Here is a 15,684-nt window from a genome sequence, read left to right as displayed (position 1 = left end):
TCCCATTAATCCGACCCGCAGCATGCGTGCCGCTGTCTGGCATGGTCGTCACGATATCCGTGTCGAAGACGTGCCGTTGCCCGTCTCGCCACCGGCGGGTTGGGTGCAGATTCGCGTGCAATGGTGCGGTATTTGCGGCTCCGACTTGCATGAATACGTGGCCGGGCCAGTGTTCATTCCAGTGGATGCGCCGCACCCGCTGACCGGCATCAAGGGGCAGTGCATTCTCGGTCATGAGTTCTGTGGCGAGATCGTCGAAATCGGCGCCGGGGTCCAAGGGTTCAGTGTGGGCGAACCGGTGGCCGCCGATGCCTGTCAGCACTGTGGCACGTGTTATTACTGCACCCATGGGCTGTACAACATTTGCGAGAACCTGGCCTTCACCGGGCTGATGAACAATGGCGCGTTCGCCGAGTTGGTCAACGTGCCGGCCAACCTGCTTTACAAGTTGCCGGCCAACTTTCCCGCCGAAGCCGGCGCGCTGATCGAACCGCTGGCAGTGGGCATGCACGCGGTGAAAAAGGCCGGGAGTTTGCTGGGGAAAAATGTGGTGGTGGTTGGCGCGGGAACCATCGGCCTGTGCACCATCATGTGCGCCAAGGCTGCTGGTGCGGCCCAGGTCATTGCTCTGGAAATGTCCGGAGCGCGCAAGGCCAAGGCGCTGGAGGTGGGAGCGAGTCAAGTGCTGGACCCCAATGAGTGCGACGCTCTGGCCGAGGTGCGTCGGCTGACCGGCGGGCTAGGGGCGGATGTCAGTTTTGAATGCATCGGCAACAAACACACGGCCAAGCTCGCCATCGACCTCATCCGCAAGGCCGGCACGTGTGTGCTGGTGGGCATCTTCGAGGAGCCCAGCGAGTTCAATTTCTTCGAGCTGGTCGCCACCGAAAAACAGGTGCTGGGTGCACTCGCCTACAACGGTGAGTTTGCAGATGTGATCGCCTTTATCGCCGACGGTCGGCTGGACATCACGCCGCTGATAACCGGGCGTATTCAGCTGGAACAGATCGTCGGGCAGGGCTTTGAGGAGTTGGTCAACAACAAGCAGCACAACGTGAAAATCATCGTGTCACCCGCTCGAATCCGAGACACGTCAGAGAGCGATTGACGATCGCCGAGCCTGAACACTCCTGCCGAATTCGGGGCAGGAGATGTTCAGGGAGCCTGTAGCCCGCTTTTTCAGAGCTGCACCCGCCGTAGCCTGCCGAACACTAGCCGGGCCCCCCCTGTTGCGACAACGAACCTTCCCCATGGCTGCGCTTCATCAAGCATCCCTCTTTTTGTTCTGATTCCGTGTCTTTCATTAGAAGCAGCGTCTGGTCGGTATCAGATTATCAGTCGATGTTAAAAAATGTTATTTTAAAAAAATACTTCACATAATCTGTTCATTGGAGGATTATCTGCTCAAGCGATCGTGGCTGCCCTCAGACTGCCCGTGCTCATTTCTACAACGCGGCCCACTGCCTGCGCCTTGCGTGAAACAGGCCGCTGCTTCCCTCAGGAGTACCCCATGAATAACAAGAATGTCGGTGTTGTCGGTGTTGTCGGTCTGGGCGCGATGGGCCTGGGCATTGCCCGCTCACTGTTGCGCAGCGGTTTCAATGTGCATGCCTGTGATGTGCGTGCGCAGGTGACTGAACAGTTTGCCGGGGAGGGCGGCGTGGCGTGCGCTTCGCCCGCGCAGATGGCCGCAGCGTGCGACGTGATCATTACCGTGGTGGTGAATGCCGAGCAGACCGAAACCGTATTGTTTGGCGAGGGTGGTGCCGTTGCTGCATTGCGCCCTGGCAGCCTGGTGATCGGTTGCGCCACCGTGGCGCCGACCTACGCCGTGGATCTGGGCCAGCGCCTGACCGCCCAAGGCTTGCTGTATCTGGATGCACCGATCTCCGGTGGCGCGGCCAAGGCGGCTGCCGGTGAAATGACCATGATGACCTCGGGCCCGGCCGACGCCTACGCCAAGGCCGAAGCGGTTCTGGCGGGCATGGCCGGCAAGGTTTATCGCCTGGGTGACAGCCATGGCCTGGGTTCCAAGGTCAAGATCATCAACCAGCTGCTCGCCGGGGTGCACATCGCCGCCTCCGCCGAAGCCATGGCGCTGGGCCTGCGTGAAGGGGTCGATGCCGATGCGCTTTACGAAGTGATCACCCACAGCGCCGGTAATTCCTGGATGTTTGAAAACCGCGTGCCGCACATTCTCAAGGCCGACTACACGCCGTTGTCCGCGGTGGATATTTTCGTCAAGGACCTGGGGCTGGTGCTGGATACAGCGCGGGCCAGCAAATTCCCGCTGCCGCTGTCAGCCACTGCGCACCAAATGTTCATGCAGGCTTCCAGCGCCGGCTTCGGGCGTGAGGATGATTCGGCAGTGATCAAGATTTTCCCCGGCATCGAGTTGCCGACTGCCAAGACCGAGCCGGTTTGAGGAACGCCCAATGAACACAACCCCTGCACGCCCATTGCTGGGCTGCATCGCCGACGATTTCACCGGCGCCACGGACCTTGCCAACATGTTGGTGCGCGGCGGGATGCGCACCGTGCAAAGCATCGGTATTCCGAGCCGCGAAGTGGCGGCCGGGCTGGATGCCGATGCGATCGTCATCGCGCTGAAGTCGCGCACCATTCCAGTCGCCGAAGCGGTCGAGCAATCCCTGGCCGCGCTGGCCTGGCTGCGTGAGCAAGGCTGCGAACAGATCTTCTTCAAGTACTGCTCGACGTTCGATTCCACCGCGGCCGGCAATATCGGCCAGGTCAGCGAAGCGCTGCTGGCGGCGCTGGGCAGCGACTTCACCCTGGCGTGCCCGGCGTTCCCGGAGAATGGCCGAACGATCTTTCGCGGCCACTTGTTCGTCCAGGATCAGCTGCTCAGCGAGTCGGGCATGCAGCATCACCCGTTGACGCCGATGACCGATGCCAACCTGGTGCGGGTGCTGCAATCGCAGACCCAATTGAACGTCGGCTTGTTGCGCTACGACACCATTGCCCAAGGGGCTGACAAGGTACGTGCGCGCATTGCAGAACTGCGGGCTGAAGGAGTCGGCATGGCGATTGCCGATGCCTTGTCGGACCAGGATCTGTACACCCTCGGCACCGCCTGCGCCGACCTGCCGTTGCTGACTGGCGGTTCGGGGCTGGCCCTGGGCTTGCCGGAAAACTTCCGTCGCGCCGGTAAATTGCGCGACCTCGATGCCTCGAAACTCCCGGCAGTATCTGGCGGTGAAGTGGTGTTGGCCGGCAGCGCTTCGATCGCCACCAATGGCCAGGTCGCGGCCTGGCTCGAAGCCGGTCGGCCCGCGTTGCGGATTGACCCGTTGGCCCTGGCCGCCGGGGAGCCGGTGGTTGCCCAGGCCCTGGCCTTCGCCAAGGACAACGAACAAACAGTGTTGATCTATGCCACCTGCTCACCGGACGAGGTCAAGGCTGTGCAACAGCAACTCGGCGTCGAACGGGCCGGCAGTCTGGTGGAAAACGCCTTCGGCGAAATTGCCCAAGGCCTGCGTCAGAGTGGCGTGCGGCGCTTCGTGATCGCCGGCGGTGAAACCTCGGGCGCGGTGGTTCAGGCGCTGGGTGTGCAACTGCTGCAGATCGGCGCGCAGATCGATCCGGGTGTGCCGGCGACGGTCAGCAGCACCGATGAGCCTCTGGCCCTGGCGCTCAAATCGGGCAACTTCGGTGGTCGGGATTTCTTCAGCAAAGCCTTGAAGCAATTGGCCGAGGGGAATGTGCAATGAGCTGCGCAGTGAGTAATGAAAACGCCCTGCGCGAAGAAATCTGCGACGTTGGCCGCAGCCTTTATGAGCGCGGTTACACCGTCGGCAGCGCCGGCAATATCAGTGCACGGCTGGATGACGGCTGGTTGATCACGCCGACCGACGTATGCCTCGGTCGCCTCGATCCGGCGACCATCGCCAAGGTCAATCTGGCCGGCGAATGGGTGTCCGGTGACAAGCCGTCAAAAACATTGGCGCTGCATCGCCAGGTCTACGACCGCAACCCGAGTGTCGGTGGCGTGGTGCATACCCATTCCACTCATCTGGTGGCGTTGACCCTGGCGGGTGTCTGGCAGCCGGACGACATCCTGCCGCCACTGACGCCGTATCAGGTGATGAAAGTCGGGCATATCCCGTTGATCGGCTACCAGCGTCCCGGCTCGCCGAAGGTGGCCGAACAGGTGGCGCAACTGGCCAACAGCGTTCGCGGCGTGATGCTCGAACGGCTGGGGCCGGTGGTCTGGGAAGGTTCGGTATCCCGGGCCAGCTATGCCCTGGAAGAACTCGAGGAAACCGCGCGACTGTGGCTGATGAGCAATCCCAAGCCCGAGCCGCTCGATCAGGCAGCACTGGACGAGCTGCGAGCGGCCTTCGGCGTGCACTGGTAGTGCGCTGGCTTCTTTTAAAACGCTAGAAAACGAAAGAACACGAAAGACCGATAAAGCAGGCCCTGTTCGGGAGACGCGCAGCGACTTCCCACGACCCCGGCTTGCCTGAAAAATACAATAACAAGAGGACATCCAGGCATGACTCATCTTCACTGCGGCAGTTTCGGATCCGGTTGCACAACCCTTGTGTTCACCCGGCGTGGAGGGCTCGTGAAATGAGCCCGTTAATCCTGATGGTTACCGCGGGGCTAGGGATCGCTCTGTTGTTGTTTCTGGTGCTCAAGTACAAGTTCCAGCCGTTCGTGGCCTTGATGCTGGTGAGCATTCTGGTGGCGCTGGTGGCCGGGGTGAAACCGGCCGATCTGGTCGCCACCATCGAAGGCGGCATGGGCAAGACCCTGGGCCATATCGCGATCATCATTGCCCTGGGCGCGATGATCGGGCGGATCATTGAACTCTCTGGCGGTGCCGAGGCGCTGGCCAAGACGCTGATCACCCGTTTCGGTAATAAACGCACGCCACTGGCGCTGACGATTGCCGGGTTCATGGTCGGGGTGCCGGTGTTCTTCGAGGTCGGCGTGATCATCCTGATGCCGCTGGCCTATGGCGTCGCTCGCAGTGCGCGCAAGCCGCTGTTGGTGTTCGCGCTGCCGATGTGCGCGGCGTTGCTGACCGTACACGCCTTCCTGCCGCCACACCCAGGTGCGGTGGCTGCTGCCAGTCAGTTGGGCGCCGACCTTGGCCGCGTGCTGATGTTCGGTCTGCCGATCACGGCGTTCCTCTGCTATGTCGGCTACCGCGTGGCCGGGCGCATGACCCGTCGTGTGTACCCGATGACCGACGATATCCGTGCCGAAGTCTATGGCCCGCATGTCACCAACGAGGATCTGGCCGCCTGGGCCAATGGCAATGGCAAGAGCGCTGAACGAGCCGCTGTGGCCGCGTCGCACATGGGTCTGGAAGAAGCCACCAGCGCTATCGTTTCCAAGTTGCCGCCGGCGCCCGCGCCGGGTTTTGGCATGATCGTCAGCCTGATTGCACTGCCGATCATTCTGATTCTGCTGGGAACGCTGTCCACCTCGTTGCTGCCGGCCGACTCGGTCTTGCGCGGCATCATGACCGTGCTCGGTGCGCCGCTGGTGGCGTTGTTGATCGATACCTTGCTGTGTGCCTGGTTGCTGGGTTCGCGTCGGGGCTGGAGCCGTACTCAGGTGTCTGACGTGATCGGCTCGGCCTTGCCAGGCGTGGCCATGGTGATTCTGATTGCCGGCGCCGGCGGTGTGTTCGGCAAGGTGCTGGTGGATACCGGCATCGGCGCCGTCGTCTCCGATTTGCTGCGCACCACCGGTCTGCCGGTACTCGCGCTGGGCTTTCTGCTGACCATGCTGCTGCGTGCGGTTCAGGGCTCGACCACGGTGGCGCTGGTGACCACCGCCGGCATTATCAGTCCGCTGATCGCGACCCTCGATCTCACCGCGAACCACATGGCGCTGCTGTGCCTGGCCATGGGCGGTGGCGGGTTGGCCATGTCCCACATCAACGACGCCGGTTACTGGATCTTCACCAAACTGTCCGGGCTGAACGTGGCCGACGGCTTGCGCACCTGGACGGTACTGACCACCTTGCTCGGCACGTTGGGTTTCGGTATTACCTTGTTGATCTGGCCGTTTGTCTAACCTTCTATCCAAGGAGCTACCATGCCTCGTTTTGCTGCCAACCTCAGCATGCTCTACCCGGAACATGAGTTTCTGGATCGCTTCGCCGCCGCGGCCGCCGATGGTTTCGAAGCAGTGGAATATCTGTTTCCCTACGACTACAGCGCTCAGGAACTCAAACAGCGCCTGAGCGATAACGGCCTGGTGCAGGCATTGTTCAACGCACCGCCCGGCGATTGGGCGGCGGGCGAGCGGGGCACGGTGTCGTTGCCCGGCCGCGAGAGTGAATTTCGCAGCGGTTTCGATCGCGCACTGGAATACGCCGCAGTATTGGGCAACTCACGCATCCATGTGATGGCCGGGTTGCTGCCGTCGGAAAGCGATCGCCCGCGGCACCACGGCGTGTACCTGGAGAACCTGGCCTACGCCACCGCGCAGGCCGCCAAGGTCGGCATCACGGTGCTGCTGGAGCCGATCAATACGCGGGACATGCCGGGCTTTTTCCTCAACCGCCAGGATCAGGCCCAGGCCATCTGCAAGGAAGTGGGCGCCAGTAACCTGAAGGTTCAGTTCGACTGCTACCACTGCCAGATCGTCGAAGGCGACCTGGCCACTAAACTGCGTCGGGACTTCGCCGGGATAGGCCATATCCAGATCGCCGGCGTGCCGGATCGACACGAGCCGGACCAGGGCGAAGTCAACTACCCCTACCTGTTCGAGTTGCTCGACCAGTTGGGTTATGACGGCTGGGTAGGGTGCGAATACCGGCCCCGTGGCAACACGTCGGCCGGCTTGCAGTGGTTGCGTGACTGGAAGGCGCGCTAACGCCTTACAGGTTGTTATCGGAAGGCAACAGCAGTTCGACACCCTGCTTGCGGATGCTATCGGCCGCGGCAGGGGTCAGCGCGTCGTCGCTGAGGATGATGTCGAACTGCTCGAGCCCGGCGATCCGGTACATGCTGAACGTGCCGTACTTCGAACTGCTGGCCACCAGCACCACTTGCGAGGCCGATTGCATCGCGACTTGCTTGACCTCCACCTTCAGCGCCGAAGGCGTGGTGAGGCCGCGACGCAAATCCCAGGAGCTGGTGGAGATGAAGGCGATATCGGTGACGACCTGACGCAAGGTGGCCACCGCCAGGCCGCCCACGCACGATTGGTTGGAGTGATCCAGCTGCCCGCCGGTGTGAATCACCGTGACATGGGGTGCATCGATCAGCGCCTGGACAATCCCGAAATCGTTGGTCACCACGGTCATCCCCGACAGTGCCTTGATGTACGGGACGATCTCCAGCGTGCTGGTCCCCGCATCCAGATAAACCGTCATATCGGCATGCAGCAGCCGCGCGGCCATCTTGGCCATCGCCTGCTTCTGCGGCAACTCGACCACCGCCTTGAACTGATGGCTGGGCTCGCTGTGGAGCTGGCTGGCGATGCGCACGCCGCCGGTGACCGAGTAAGCCCGGCCTTCCTGCTCGAGCAGCGCGATATCGCGGCGGATGGTCATGTGCGAACAGTCGAACATTTCCATCAATTGATGAACGCTCAGCACCTGATGCTTGCGTAATTGGCGCAGCATCAATTCACGGCGCTGTTCAGGAATCATCGGTGCGCCGCTGTCGGCGGCGATGTCCTTTTGACTAGGCATTCGGGCTCCAGAGTGAAGAAATTCGCAGACAAGGAAAGCGGGACAAACATAGTAGCGAATCTACGGTAAAGGAACGAGTTGTTGCGGCCTTAATCGAGATCCCGACGGATCGCGTCCAGGCGTTCGTCGAGCAATGGGGTGAGGAGGGCGTAACACTGCGCCGGGGTGATGGACACGGTCGTTGTACCGATCAGGCAGCGTTGCAGTTGTTCGAGCGCGGCGTGCAGCGAACGGGGAGCGTGCTCGAGCAAGCGTTCGTGCAGGTACTGCAATTGAATCAGCATTTCCAATGGGCAGCTTCGATGGGCGGCGGCGCGTACCGACAGCCCGCGCAGTCGTCCCAGGTCTTCCAGCTCCCAGCAGCGCGCGGCGATGCTCGGGGGCGCCAGGTTGAGCGCGCAGCGCTGCAGTTCCAGGTGCTGGATGGCACCGAGCAGGTCTTGCAGCAAGCGGCAATGGCCATCGAAATCCGCCGGGTCGCGGCGTAACGCGCTCCAGGCCTGGCACTGTGCGGTATACGGCCACCCTCTCCAGCGTTGGTCGAGCGATTGACCCAGTGCCTGGCAACGTTGTTGCGCCTCGCGGGTGATCTGCCCGCCAAGACCGCGATGCTGTTGCAGACCTTGCAGCAGGTCGATACCCAGCAACAGCGCCTGCCTTAGTCCCGTGTCGCTCTGTGGCAGGCGGACTCGGCGGGATGGCCCACCTTCGAGTGTTGCGGCGAGTGCTGGATTCATGGGCGGCTTCCGACGGTGAGCTGGTTGAGATATCGGGTCAGGTCGTGCAACGCATGGGTCTGCGTGCTCTGTTCCTGCACCGCGCCATTGACCTGTTGCAACTGTTCACTGAGGTCATGATTGGCTTGCTGATGCTCGCTGAGCGCCTGTTGCATGGCACCGAGCTGTTGCAGATTGATCTGGCTATGTTGCGCCAGGTCGTCGAGGTTGGCGGCGAGCTGCTCGCTCTGCTGGCTACCGGCGGCCAGCAGGTCGCGGTGCTCCTTGACCTCGCCATCCACCTGGCGCACGGCCATGGCGATCGCCGTCGCGGCGGTGGTGATTTCATGGGTCGCCCGGTCGGTGGCCTGGGCCAGACTGCGGACCTCATCGGCGACCACGGCGAAACCGCGACCGTGTTCGCCGGCGCGGGCGGCCTCGATGGAGGCATTGAGCGCCAGCAACTGGGTCTGTTTGGCCAGTGCCTGAATGCTGTTGACGGTGCTTGCCACGGCGGTCGTGCGCTGCAGCAACGCTTCGACGGCGTGTGCGGTATTGCCCAGGCTGTGCTGAATGGCGCGCATGCTGTCGCCCACCGAACGTGCCTGCAGACAACCGGTTTCGCTCTGGGTATGAGCGTTGGCGAAGGCTGCCAACGCGCCCTGGGCCAAGGCATCGATGCTGTGCAGGGTCTGATCGATCTGCTCGCTGGCGGCGGCGATCATGGCGATGCGTTGGCTCTGTTCCTCACCTTGATCGCTGGCCTGTTGGGCCATCTGCTCCAGGGCACGGCTGGCGAACTGTACTTCGCTGCGCAAGCGTTCGTTGTTGCGCAGTTGCAGGCTGACGGCCACCAGTAGCGTCGCCGGGTCGGCCTCCCGGGAGGTGCGCAGCAGTTGTGCCAGTTCAGTGTCCCAGAATGTCTGTAGATGGCGTTGATGACGCTCGCGAAGCTGCCAGGCACCTCCCAGATAGAGGACGCCAGGTATCAGCGCCAGTGCGCTGGCGGGCTGTTCGACCAGTGCGAGACCGCAGGCGCCAAGGGCCAATGCGAGCGGTGCCCAGAAGCCGATCCTGCTGCGTTCGAGCAGGGCCACGCCGGGTTCGAACAAGGCCTTGGCGAATGGTGTGCCGACCGGGTGCGACTTGCCGGCATCGCTGTGCAGATTGGCGATGGCATGGCCCGGGTGGGACATTCCTTGAGCAGACATGAGGATTTCCTTCTGATGCCGGGATGAAAGCAAAAACGGCGCACGCCCTCCTGCCGCAATGTGCAGGGGAGCGGACGCCGTTGTCCGTGATGTTTGCCAAGCCGTCGTCGTTGATGGCTCAAGCTTGAGCAGAGCCAAGCAAGTTGTTTGCCAGCCTTTGTGCTCGACAACGGGGCGGCCTGTCGCGCCCACGGTGAAAGGGGAATCCATTCGATGGCTATTGGGCTGCGAAGGCAGAAAGGAGATAAACGCACCAGTCGCGGGAATGGCTGAGCCGCCGTGCTCTGTACTGGTTCGCAGGCACGGCCCTGCTGACTGCGATATGGCCGCGACAGGGGCTCGTGACTGATCGATATGATCGTGCTTGACCCAGACAGCTGGCGCTGTCGGTTCCATCAACAGCGCGGGGCTGCGGCAGGTCCCTTGACCCGTATCGTTATGGCGACAAATAGCTCTTTTGTATGCGCGCCAGGGTGCCATCATCGCGAAGCGTTTCAACCGCCGCGCGCAAGTTTTGCACCAGTTGGGCGGAGCAACGCCTGGAGCAGGCCAGATAGAGTTCCACTCTGCTCATGACGGGGCTCATGAGCAGTGCGTGTTCAGAAACCTTCGACCAGATGTATTGGCTCTCCGGGACACCGTTGAACCAGGCATCGATGCGACCTTTCAAGAGCATCTGCGCAGGGTTGTCGCCGATGGTCAGCGGGTAGATCTGATTGTCGCTGAAGCCTTGTACACGGAGGATTTCCTCCTGCGCACTGCCCAGGCCGACGCCGATCACCCGGTAGGTTTGCTTCGCTTGCTCGAAGCTGTTCACCGGCCGGTCAAGGCTGAAAAAAGCGCGCTCCATGGGCATGATCGGCGCGATCCAGGTGAAGCGATCCTCACGTTCCGGCGTGCGTGACAAAGGGGCGATCAGGATGTCCTGATTCTCGCTGACGTGTTTCTGCGATCTGGCCCAGGGAAGCACATGGACATGCGCGACATAGCCGGCGTTGGCAATGGCGGTCAGCACGGCTTCACCGACCATGCCGTGGCCTTTGGAGCCGTCGACGAACGTCAGGGGTGGAGCGTCCGGAATATACAGTTCGAGCGGCAAGGGGGCGCCGCTCGCGTGACAGGCCATCAGCAGCGAAACCGACAGACAAAACCAGCAAAGTGCCGTTGTCCAGGCAGTTGAGACCCGTGAGCTGCCGCTCATGGTTGATCATTCAGGCATTGAAAGTAGAGGAGAGCCACAGGGGTGTTGATCACAGGGAGGATGAGTCTGTTGTTGTATAGGGTCCGGTATCGAGACCGTATTCTACCCAGACTTTGCGGCGGGACACATCCACCCGGACCGATGAAGGGCAGACAGCACACAGACCATCATCTATGCGGCGGATCAATAACTCGTTAGTTAATAATGTAAGGGGGGATTTACTGGAAATATCTTGCATCATACAATGAGAATCATTACTACTAACTCATTGAGTGCGACGTCTTGAGCCATCCCCACCCCTTTGCCCGCCGCAAGGTCTTCATGAAACACGCGTTGCCGACACTCTCCTGCGTCATGTTTGCCAGTCCTTTATGGGCACAGGAAACCATCGAACTGCCGACCACTGATGTTCAGGCGAGCCGCGTCAGCCAAGACACGAGCTACACCACTTCCCAGGCCAGCACGGCGAGCAAAAGCAATGTGCCGATCAAGGAAGAGGCGCAGTCGATCAATGTGGTCACCCGGCAGACCCTGGCCGACTATCAGGTGCGCTCGCTGGACGACGCCATGAAGTTCGTCAGCGGTGTCAGCCAGGGCAATACGCTGGGCAATTCTCGGGACTCGCTGGTCAAGCGCGGTTTCGGCACCAACGATGACGGCTCGATCCTGCGCGATGGCGTGCGTTCCAATCTGGGGCAAAATTTCAGCGCCACGACAGATCGTGTCGAAGTGCTCAAAGGGCCTGCGTCTCTGCTGTACGGCGCGCTGGAGCCCGGCGGGTTGGTCAACGTGATCAGCAAGAAGCCTGAATACACCCAGAGCACGACCCTGAGCGGCTCGGCCTACAGCGAAGGCGGCGGCACCATGGCCGTGGACACCACCGGGCCGCTGGGAGATACAGGCCTGGCCTATCGCCTGATTGCCGAACGTAAGCATGAGGATTACTGGCGCAACTACGGCGTGAATGAGAGCACTCTGGTCGCACCTTCGCTGACCTGGACCGGCGATCGCGCCAGCCTGACCCTGAGCTACGAATACAACGATTATTCCAAGCCCTTTGACCGTGGCACCGTGTTCACCAACGGTCATCCGGCAGACATCGACTACGACAAGCGCCTTGACGAAAAATGGGCCAAAAGCATTGGTATCCGTGAAGTGGCCACCGCGCGTTTCGAATATCAGCTCAATGACGATTGGAAAACCCGCGTCACCTATGGCTGGAACAACGACCGCTACAGCCTCTCGATTGCCCAGCCGAGTTCGTTGACCGGCAACAATCTGCGCCGTGCTGCCAACGGCGCTCACTACGACGATGAAACCCGCTACGCCAGCTGGGACTTCATCGGTCAGCAGGAACTGTTCGGCCAGCGCCATGACCTGCTGATCGGCGCGGACACCGAAGCGTCGGACCAATTTCGCGGCAAAACCTATCGCAATACCGCGCAATCGGGCTTCAACATCACATCGCCGGTTTATGGTCGTCTGGCCGAGCCGAGCCTTGTCAGCGCCAGCCAAAGTGACCTGAGTAACCAGCTGACCTCCAGCTCCGTGTACTTCAAGGATAACTGGCACCTTGATGACCGCTGGATCCTGGTCCTCGGCGGTCGCCAGCAGCATTACGATCAGTACAGCGATCAGGGCCGCGGCAGCAGCTACACCGTCAACCGCGACGATAACGGCGATGCCTTCGTGCCGTTCCTGGGCCTAGTTTACAAAGCCACCGATACCCTGTCGCTTTACGGCAACTACAGCCGTTCGTTCAAGCCCAATACCCAAGTCGACGATGCCGGCCACACCTTTGATCCGGAGGAGGGCCGCAGCTACGAGGTCGGCGCGAAGTACGACCCGCTACCGGGGCTGAACATCAACCTGGCGCTGTTCGACATCGTCAAGAAAAACGTCGTGACCACCCAAACGATCAATGGCGAGAGTCTTTCGGAGGCGGCGGGCAAGGTCGGTTCACAGGGCCTGGAACTTGACATCACCGGACGTGTGGCCGAGCGCTGGGACCTGATCGGCACCTACGCTTACACCCACACGGAAATCCTCGACGATCCGAATGACGAAGGTCACCGCCTCGCCAACGCGCCGAAGCACACCGCGAGCCTGTACCTCACGCATCACCTGAATGTGCCTGCGGAGTTCGGGGCCTGGCATACCGGTGGCGGCGCACGTTACGTCGGCGAGCGCGCCGCCAACAACGCCAACGATTTCTGGCTGAGCAGTTACACCGTCGCCGATGCCTTCGTGCGCTGGGAGTCGCCGATGTTCGGGTACAAGACTTCGCTGCAATTCAACGTCGACAATCTGTTCGACAAACAGTACTACCCGTCCTCCACCGGCAGCCAACTGGCGGTCAATGTCGGCGAGCCGCGCACGGCACGCCTCAGCGCCAGTGTGACGTTCTGATCGCACCGCGTTGACGCGCTGCCCCGTTCTGCCCGTGTAGCCGGCGGAACGGGGCGGCGGTCATCTTTAGTCTCGACGGCGCATCAGGCGTCGGCGAGCTCAGTACCAGGCTTCGCTCCCGTCCGGCGAATCAGAAGTTGATCGAGGCACTCAACCGGGCGGTCAGTGGCGCGCCCTGGAACAGGTAGCCATCGCCCAGGTATTCACCGGCATCACGCCAGTAGCGTTTATCGAAGAGGTTGTCCACGGTCAGCCGGAACACCGTGTCGTAGCCGTCGATGCGTGTGCTGTAGCGGCTGCCGATGTTGAAGATGGCGTAGGCGCCGGTCTGCACTTCGCCCTGGCGGTTGGCGTACTTGCTGCCGCTGTATTGCACCCCGCCGAGCAGCGCCAGGCCGTCGAACCAGGGCAGGGCGTAGTCGCCATAGAGGCTGGCGCGCAGGGTCGGCACGTTGATCGTCTGGTGGCCTTCATAAGCCGGTGTGCCACTGTCGATAACCCGTGCGCGGATCGCCGCGACGCTGGCGCTAATCTGCAGGCGCTGACTGGCCCAGCCATTGGCCGTGAGTTCCAGTCCGGTGTTCTTCTGTTCGCCCTGTTGGGTGAACGTGAAGGTGCCGTCGTCATTCGGTCGCGAATATTGGTAGGCCTGGCGGATCTGGAACAGCGCCGCGGCGAGGCTGATTCGCTGCCAGTCGTACTTGATGCCCGCCTCGATTTGTCGCGACACAGTGGGCGCAAGGATTTCATAGGCATTGGTGGTGAACCACGCCGCTTCGCCGCCCAGGGACAGTCCCTTGCTGTAGCGGGTGTACAGCGACAGGTCCTGCACCGGCTTGTAGATCAGCGCGGCCTGGGGCAGGAACACGTAGCGTTGAGTGTGCCGGGTGGTGTCGCCCTGGCTGTCGAAGGTTTCTTCATCCAGGCGTACTTCGCGCCCGCCAAGCACGGTCTGCCATTGCTCGTTGAAGCTGATCCGGTCATTGAAAAACAGCCCGTACTGTCGGCTGTCCAGCCGTCGGTAGGAATCGTTGAGCGGGCCCTCGTAGCGGGCAACGTCAGCCGGTTCGCTGTCGATGTTGGCACTGCCGATCATGACGTTGATGGCATCGCGCTTGTCCACTACGCGACGCAATGCGCTGGTGCCGACGCTCAGCTCATGGCTCAGGCCGGCGGTCTCGAAGTGACCGCTGAGGGCAGCCTGCACCTCGTCGTTGCGGCGGGTATCGTCGGGGCTGCGGAAATCGTAAATGTCGTAGTCACCCTCGGGGCTGAAGTAGTTCGGCACCGTAGCGCCGGCGCAACTGGCGGAACCGTAGCAACCCCAGGCGAACGAGCTGTAGTCATCGATCACCACCCGGCTGCGCGAGGCGCTGAGGCTGCCTTTCCATTGATCGCTGAAACGGTATTCGAAGTTGCCATTGAGGTTCAGCGCATCGGTGGTGACCGGCTTCGAACCGCTCTGGTGGGCCAGCAGCTTTTTCGGCGAGGCGTGGTGCGGCAGGCTGGAACCGCCGAGCAATTGGTAACCTGGCGCCGAACGCTGTTCCTTGGTTTGGTACTCGACATCCAGCTGCAGCAGAGCATCGGGGCTGATGTTCCAGTCGAAGGCCAGGGAGGCGAAATCACGCTGGCCATGGGTGTGTTCGACGTAGGAATGGAGGTCTTCATGGGCCAGGTTGGCGCGCAGGCCGAACTGCTGTTCGCTGCCGAACCAGCCACCGACGTCGGTGGCCAGGTAACCGCTGCCGCGATCGTCGGTAGAGACGGTGACCGAACGTACATCGGTCGGCCGCTTGGTCACGTAGTTGACCAGCCCACCGGGCTCACTGACACCGCTTTGCAAGCCGGAAAGGCCCTTGAGCAACTCCACCTGCTGTTTGTTTTCCAACCCGACGTTCTGTTCGCCGGTGATAGTGCGGCCGTTGATCTTGTAACTGCTGGCGGAGTTGAGGGAGAAGCCGCGCACGACGAAGTTTTCGTAATAGCCGACCGGCGCATAGCTTTCACCCACCGAGGCGTCGTTGCGCAGCACTTCGCTGAGCAGGCGGGCCTGCTGATCCTTGATCAAGGCTTCATTGACCACCGAAATCGAGGCCGGTGTATCAAGTAATGGCGCCGCCTCGAAACCGCCGACTGAAGCGCTGCTGACCTGATAACCGGAGGTGTCTTCGCCAGTGACCGTCATCGCCGGCAATTCGGTCTCGACGGCCCAGGCCGAAGGCACCACGCTGGCCAGCAACAGGCCCAGATTCAGGGGATTGAGCGCGAACCGCGGGGCGGACACTCCGTGGCGGGAGGTCCGGTCAAGCATATCCATCAAAACTCCTCAACGACTGCATTCCCGGATTAGGTGAGCACCGGGCACAGTTGCCGGGCGCGCTTCAGGAAAGCGCCGTGCTGTTAACACTGGAAAAAGCGATGTGTGCCCTGAGAGCGCCAGGCCGGAGTTGCTCCGGTGGTCAT

12 protein-coding genes are annotated in these 15,684 nt (G+C 61.6%); 7 read left to right on the top strand and 5 right to left on the bottom strand.

The genetic code is table 11. From position 1 onward, the window contains the following. Positions 1-22 precede the first annotated feature (22 nt). The 6 genes from HCU66_RS10130 (at position 23) to otnI (ending at position 6,858) form a co-directional block, all read left to right on the top strand. Complete coding sequence (locus HCU66_RS10130; protein ID WP_241015442.1) at positions 23-1,108, top strand: 2,3-butanediol dehydrogenase; 1,086 nt, start codon at positions 23-25, stop codon at positions 1,106-1,108. A 402-nt stretch (positions 1,109-1,510) separates the two neighbouring features. After that, on the top strand, positions 1,511-2,425 hold the full coding sequence (gene ltnD / locus HCU66_RS10125) for an L-threonate dehydrogenase (RefSeq protein ID WP_205888350.1): 915 nt from the start codon (positions 1,511-1,513) through the stop codon (positions 2,423-2,425). Positions 2,426-2,435: 10 nt separating this feature from the next. Beyond that, positions 2,436-3,731, top strand: a complete 1,296-nt coding sequence (gene otnK, locus HCU66_RS10120; protein ID WP_205888349.1) for a 3-oxo-tetronate kinase — start codon at positions 2,436-2,438, stop codon at positions 3,729-3,731. Between the two features lie 8 nt (positions 3,732-3,739). After that, on the top strand, positions 3,740-4,378 hold the full coding sequence (gene otnC, locus HCU66_RS10115; protein WP_205888348.1) for a 3-oxo-tetronate 4-phosphate decarboxylase: 639 nt from the start codon (positions 3,740-3,742) through the stop codon (positions 4,376-4,378). 215 nt (positions 4,379-4,593) lie between these two features. After that, complete coding sequence (locus HCU66_RS10110) at positions 4,594-6,054, top strand: GntT/GntP/DsdX family permease (RefSeq protein WP_205888347.1); 1,461 nt, start codon at positions 4,594-4,596, stop codon at positions 6,052-6,054. A gap of 21 nt (positions 6,055-6,075) precedes the next feature. Next, entirely contained in the window at positions 6,076-6,858 is a 783-nt protein-coding gene (gene otnI / locus HCU66_RS10105; protein WP_205888346.1) for a 2-oxo-tetronate isomerase, read from the top strand. Between the two features lie 4 nt (positions 6,859-6,862). Here the strand turns inward: otnI and HCU66_RS10100 are convergent, their stop codons facing one another. From HCU66_RS10100 to HCU66_RS10085, 4 genes are all read right to left on the bottom strand, one after another. Continuing rightward, a complete protein-coding gene (locus tag HCU66_RS10100) occupies positions 6,863-7,681 on the bottom strand; it encodes a DeoR/GlpR family DNA-binding transcription regulator (protein WP_205888345.1) in 819 nt (272 codons plus the stop codon). Positions 7,682-7,770: 89 nt separating this feature from the next. Next, complete coding sequence (locus tag HCU66_RS10095; RefSeq protein ID WP_205888443.1) at positions 7,771-8,328, bottom strand: hypothetical protein; 558 nt, start codon at positions 8,326-8,328, stop codon at positions 7,771-7,773. Between the two features lie 86 nt (positions 8,329-8,414). Next, positions 8,415-8,981: a methyl-accepting chemotaxis protein gene (locus tag HCU66_RS27485; protein WP_420908051.1), complete on the bottom strand. Its 567-nt coding sequence runs from the start codon at positions 8,979-8,981 to the stop codon at positions 8,415-8,417. A 1,063-nt stretch (positions 8,982-10,044) separates the two neighbouring features. Continuing rightward, entirely contained in the window at positions 10,045-10,809 is a 765-nt protein-coding gene (locus HCU66_RS10085) for a substrate-binding periplasmic protein (protein ID WP_205888343.1), read from the bottom strand. Positions 10,810-11,130: 321 nt separating this feature from the next. On the opposite strand from HCU66_RS10085, the gene HCU66_RS10080 reads away from it, so the two are divergent. After that, complete coding sequence (locus HCU66_RS10080; RefSeq protein WP_205888442.1) at positions 11,131-13,218, top strand: TonB-dependent siderophore receptor; 2,088 nt, start codon at positions 11,131-11,133, stop codon at positions 13,216-13,218. 130 nt (positions 13,219-13,348) lie between these two features. On the opposite strand, the gene HCU66_RS10075 is transcribed toward HCU66_RS10080, so the two are convergent. Beyond that, entirely contained in the window at positions 13,349-15,538 is a 2,190-nt protein-coding gene (locus tag HCU66_RS10075) for a TonB-dependent siderophore receptor (RefSeq protein ID WP_205888342.1), read from the bottom strand. Between the last annotated feature and the right edge of the window lie 146 nt (positions 15,539-15,684).

It is taken from the genome of Pseudomonas frederiksbergensis (genome assembly GCF_017114915.1).
GTDB classification, from domain to species: domain Bacteria; phylum Pseudomonadota; class Gammaproteobacteria; order Pseudomonadales; family Pseudomonadaceae; genus Aquipseudomonas; species Aquipseudomonas frederiksbergensis_I.
The sequence above is the reverse complement of the archived record's forward strand: the minus strand, read 5'-3'. Positions and strand labels throughout refer to the sequence as shown.

Bases quoted from the DNA above. Each gene is read 5' to 3' on its own strand.
- HCU66_RS27485 (WP_420908051.1), bottom strand. From the start codon at position 8,981: ATGCGCGCCATTCAGCACAGCCTGGGCAATACCGCACACGCCGTCGAA.
- HCU66_RS10110 (WP_205888347.1), top strand. From the start codon at position 4,594: ATGAGCCCGTTAATCCTGATGGTTACCGCGGGGCTAGGGATCGCTCTG.
- HCU66_RS10080 (WP_205888442.1), top strand. From the start codon at position 11,131: ATGAAACACGCGTTGCCGACACTCTCCTGCGTCATGTTTGCCAGTCCT.
- otnK (WP_205888349.1), top strand. From the start codon at position 2,436: ATGAACACAACCCCTGCACGCCCATTGCTGGGCTGCATCGCCGACGAT.
- HCU66_RS10100 (WP_205888345.1), bottom strand. From the start codon at position 7,681: ATGCCTAGTCAAAAGGACATCGCCGCCGACAGCGGCGCACCGATGATT.
- HCU66_RS10130 (WP_241015442.1), top strand. From the start codon at position 23: ATGCGTGCCGCTGTCTGGCATGGTCGTCACGATATCCGTGTCGAAGAC.
- ltnD (WP_205888350.1), top strand. From the start codon at position 1,511: ATGAATAACAAGAATGTCGGTGTTGTCGGTGTTGTCGGTCTGGGCGCG.
- HCU66_RS10075 (WP_205888342.1), bottom strand. From the start codon at position 15,538: ATGGATATGCTTGACCGGACCTCCCGCCACGGAGTGTCCGCCCCGCGG.
- otnI (WP_205888346.1), top strand. From the start codon at position 6,076: ATGCCTCGTTTTGCTGCCAACCTCAGCATGCTCTACCCGGAACATGAG.
- HCU66_RS10085 (WP_205888343.1), bottom strand. From the start codon at position 10,809: ATGAGCGGCAGCTCACGGGTCTCAACTGCCTGGACAACGGCACTTTGC.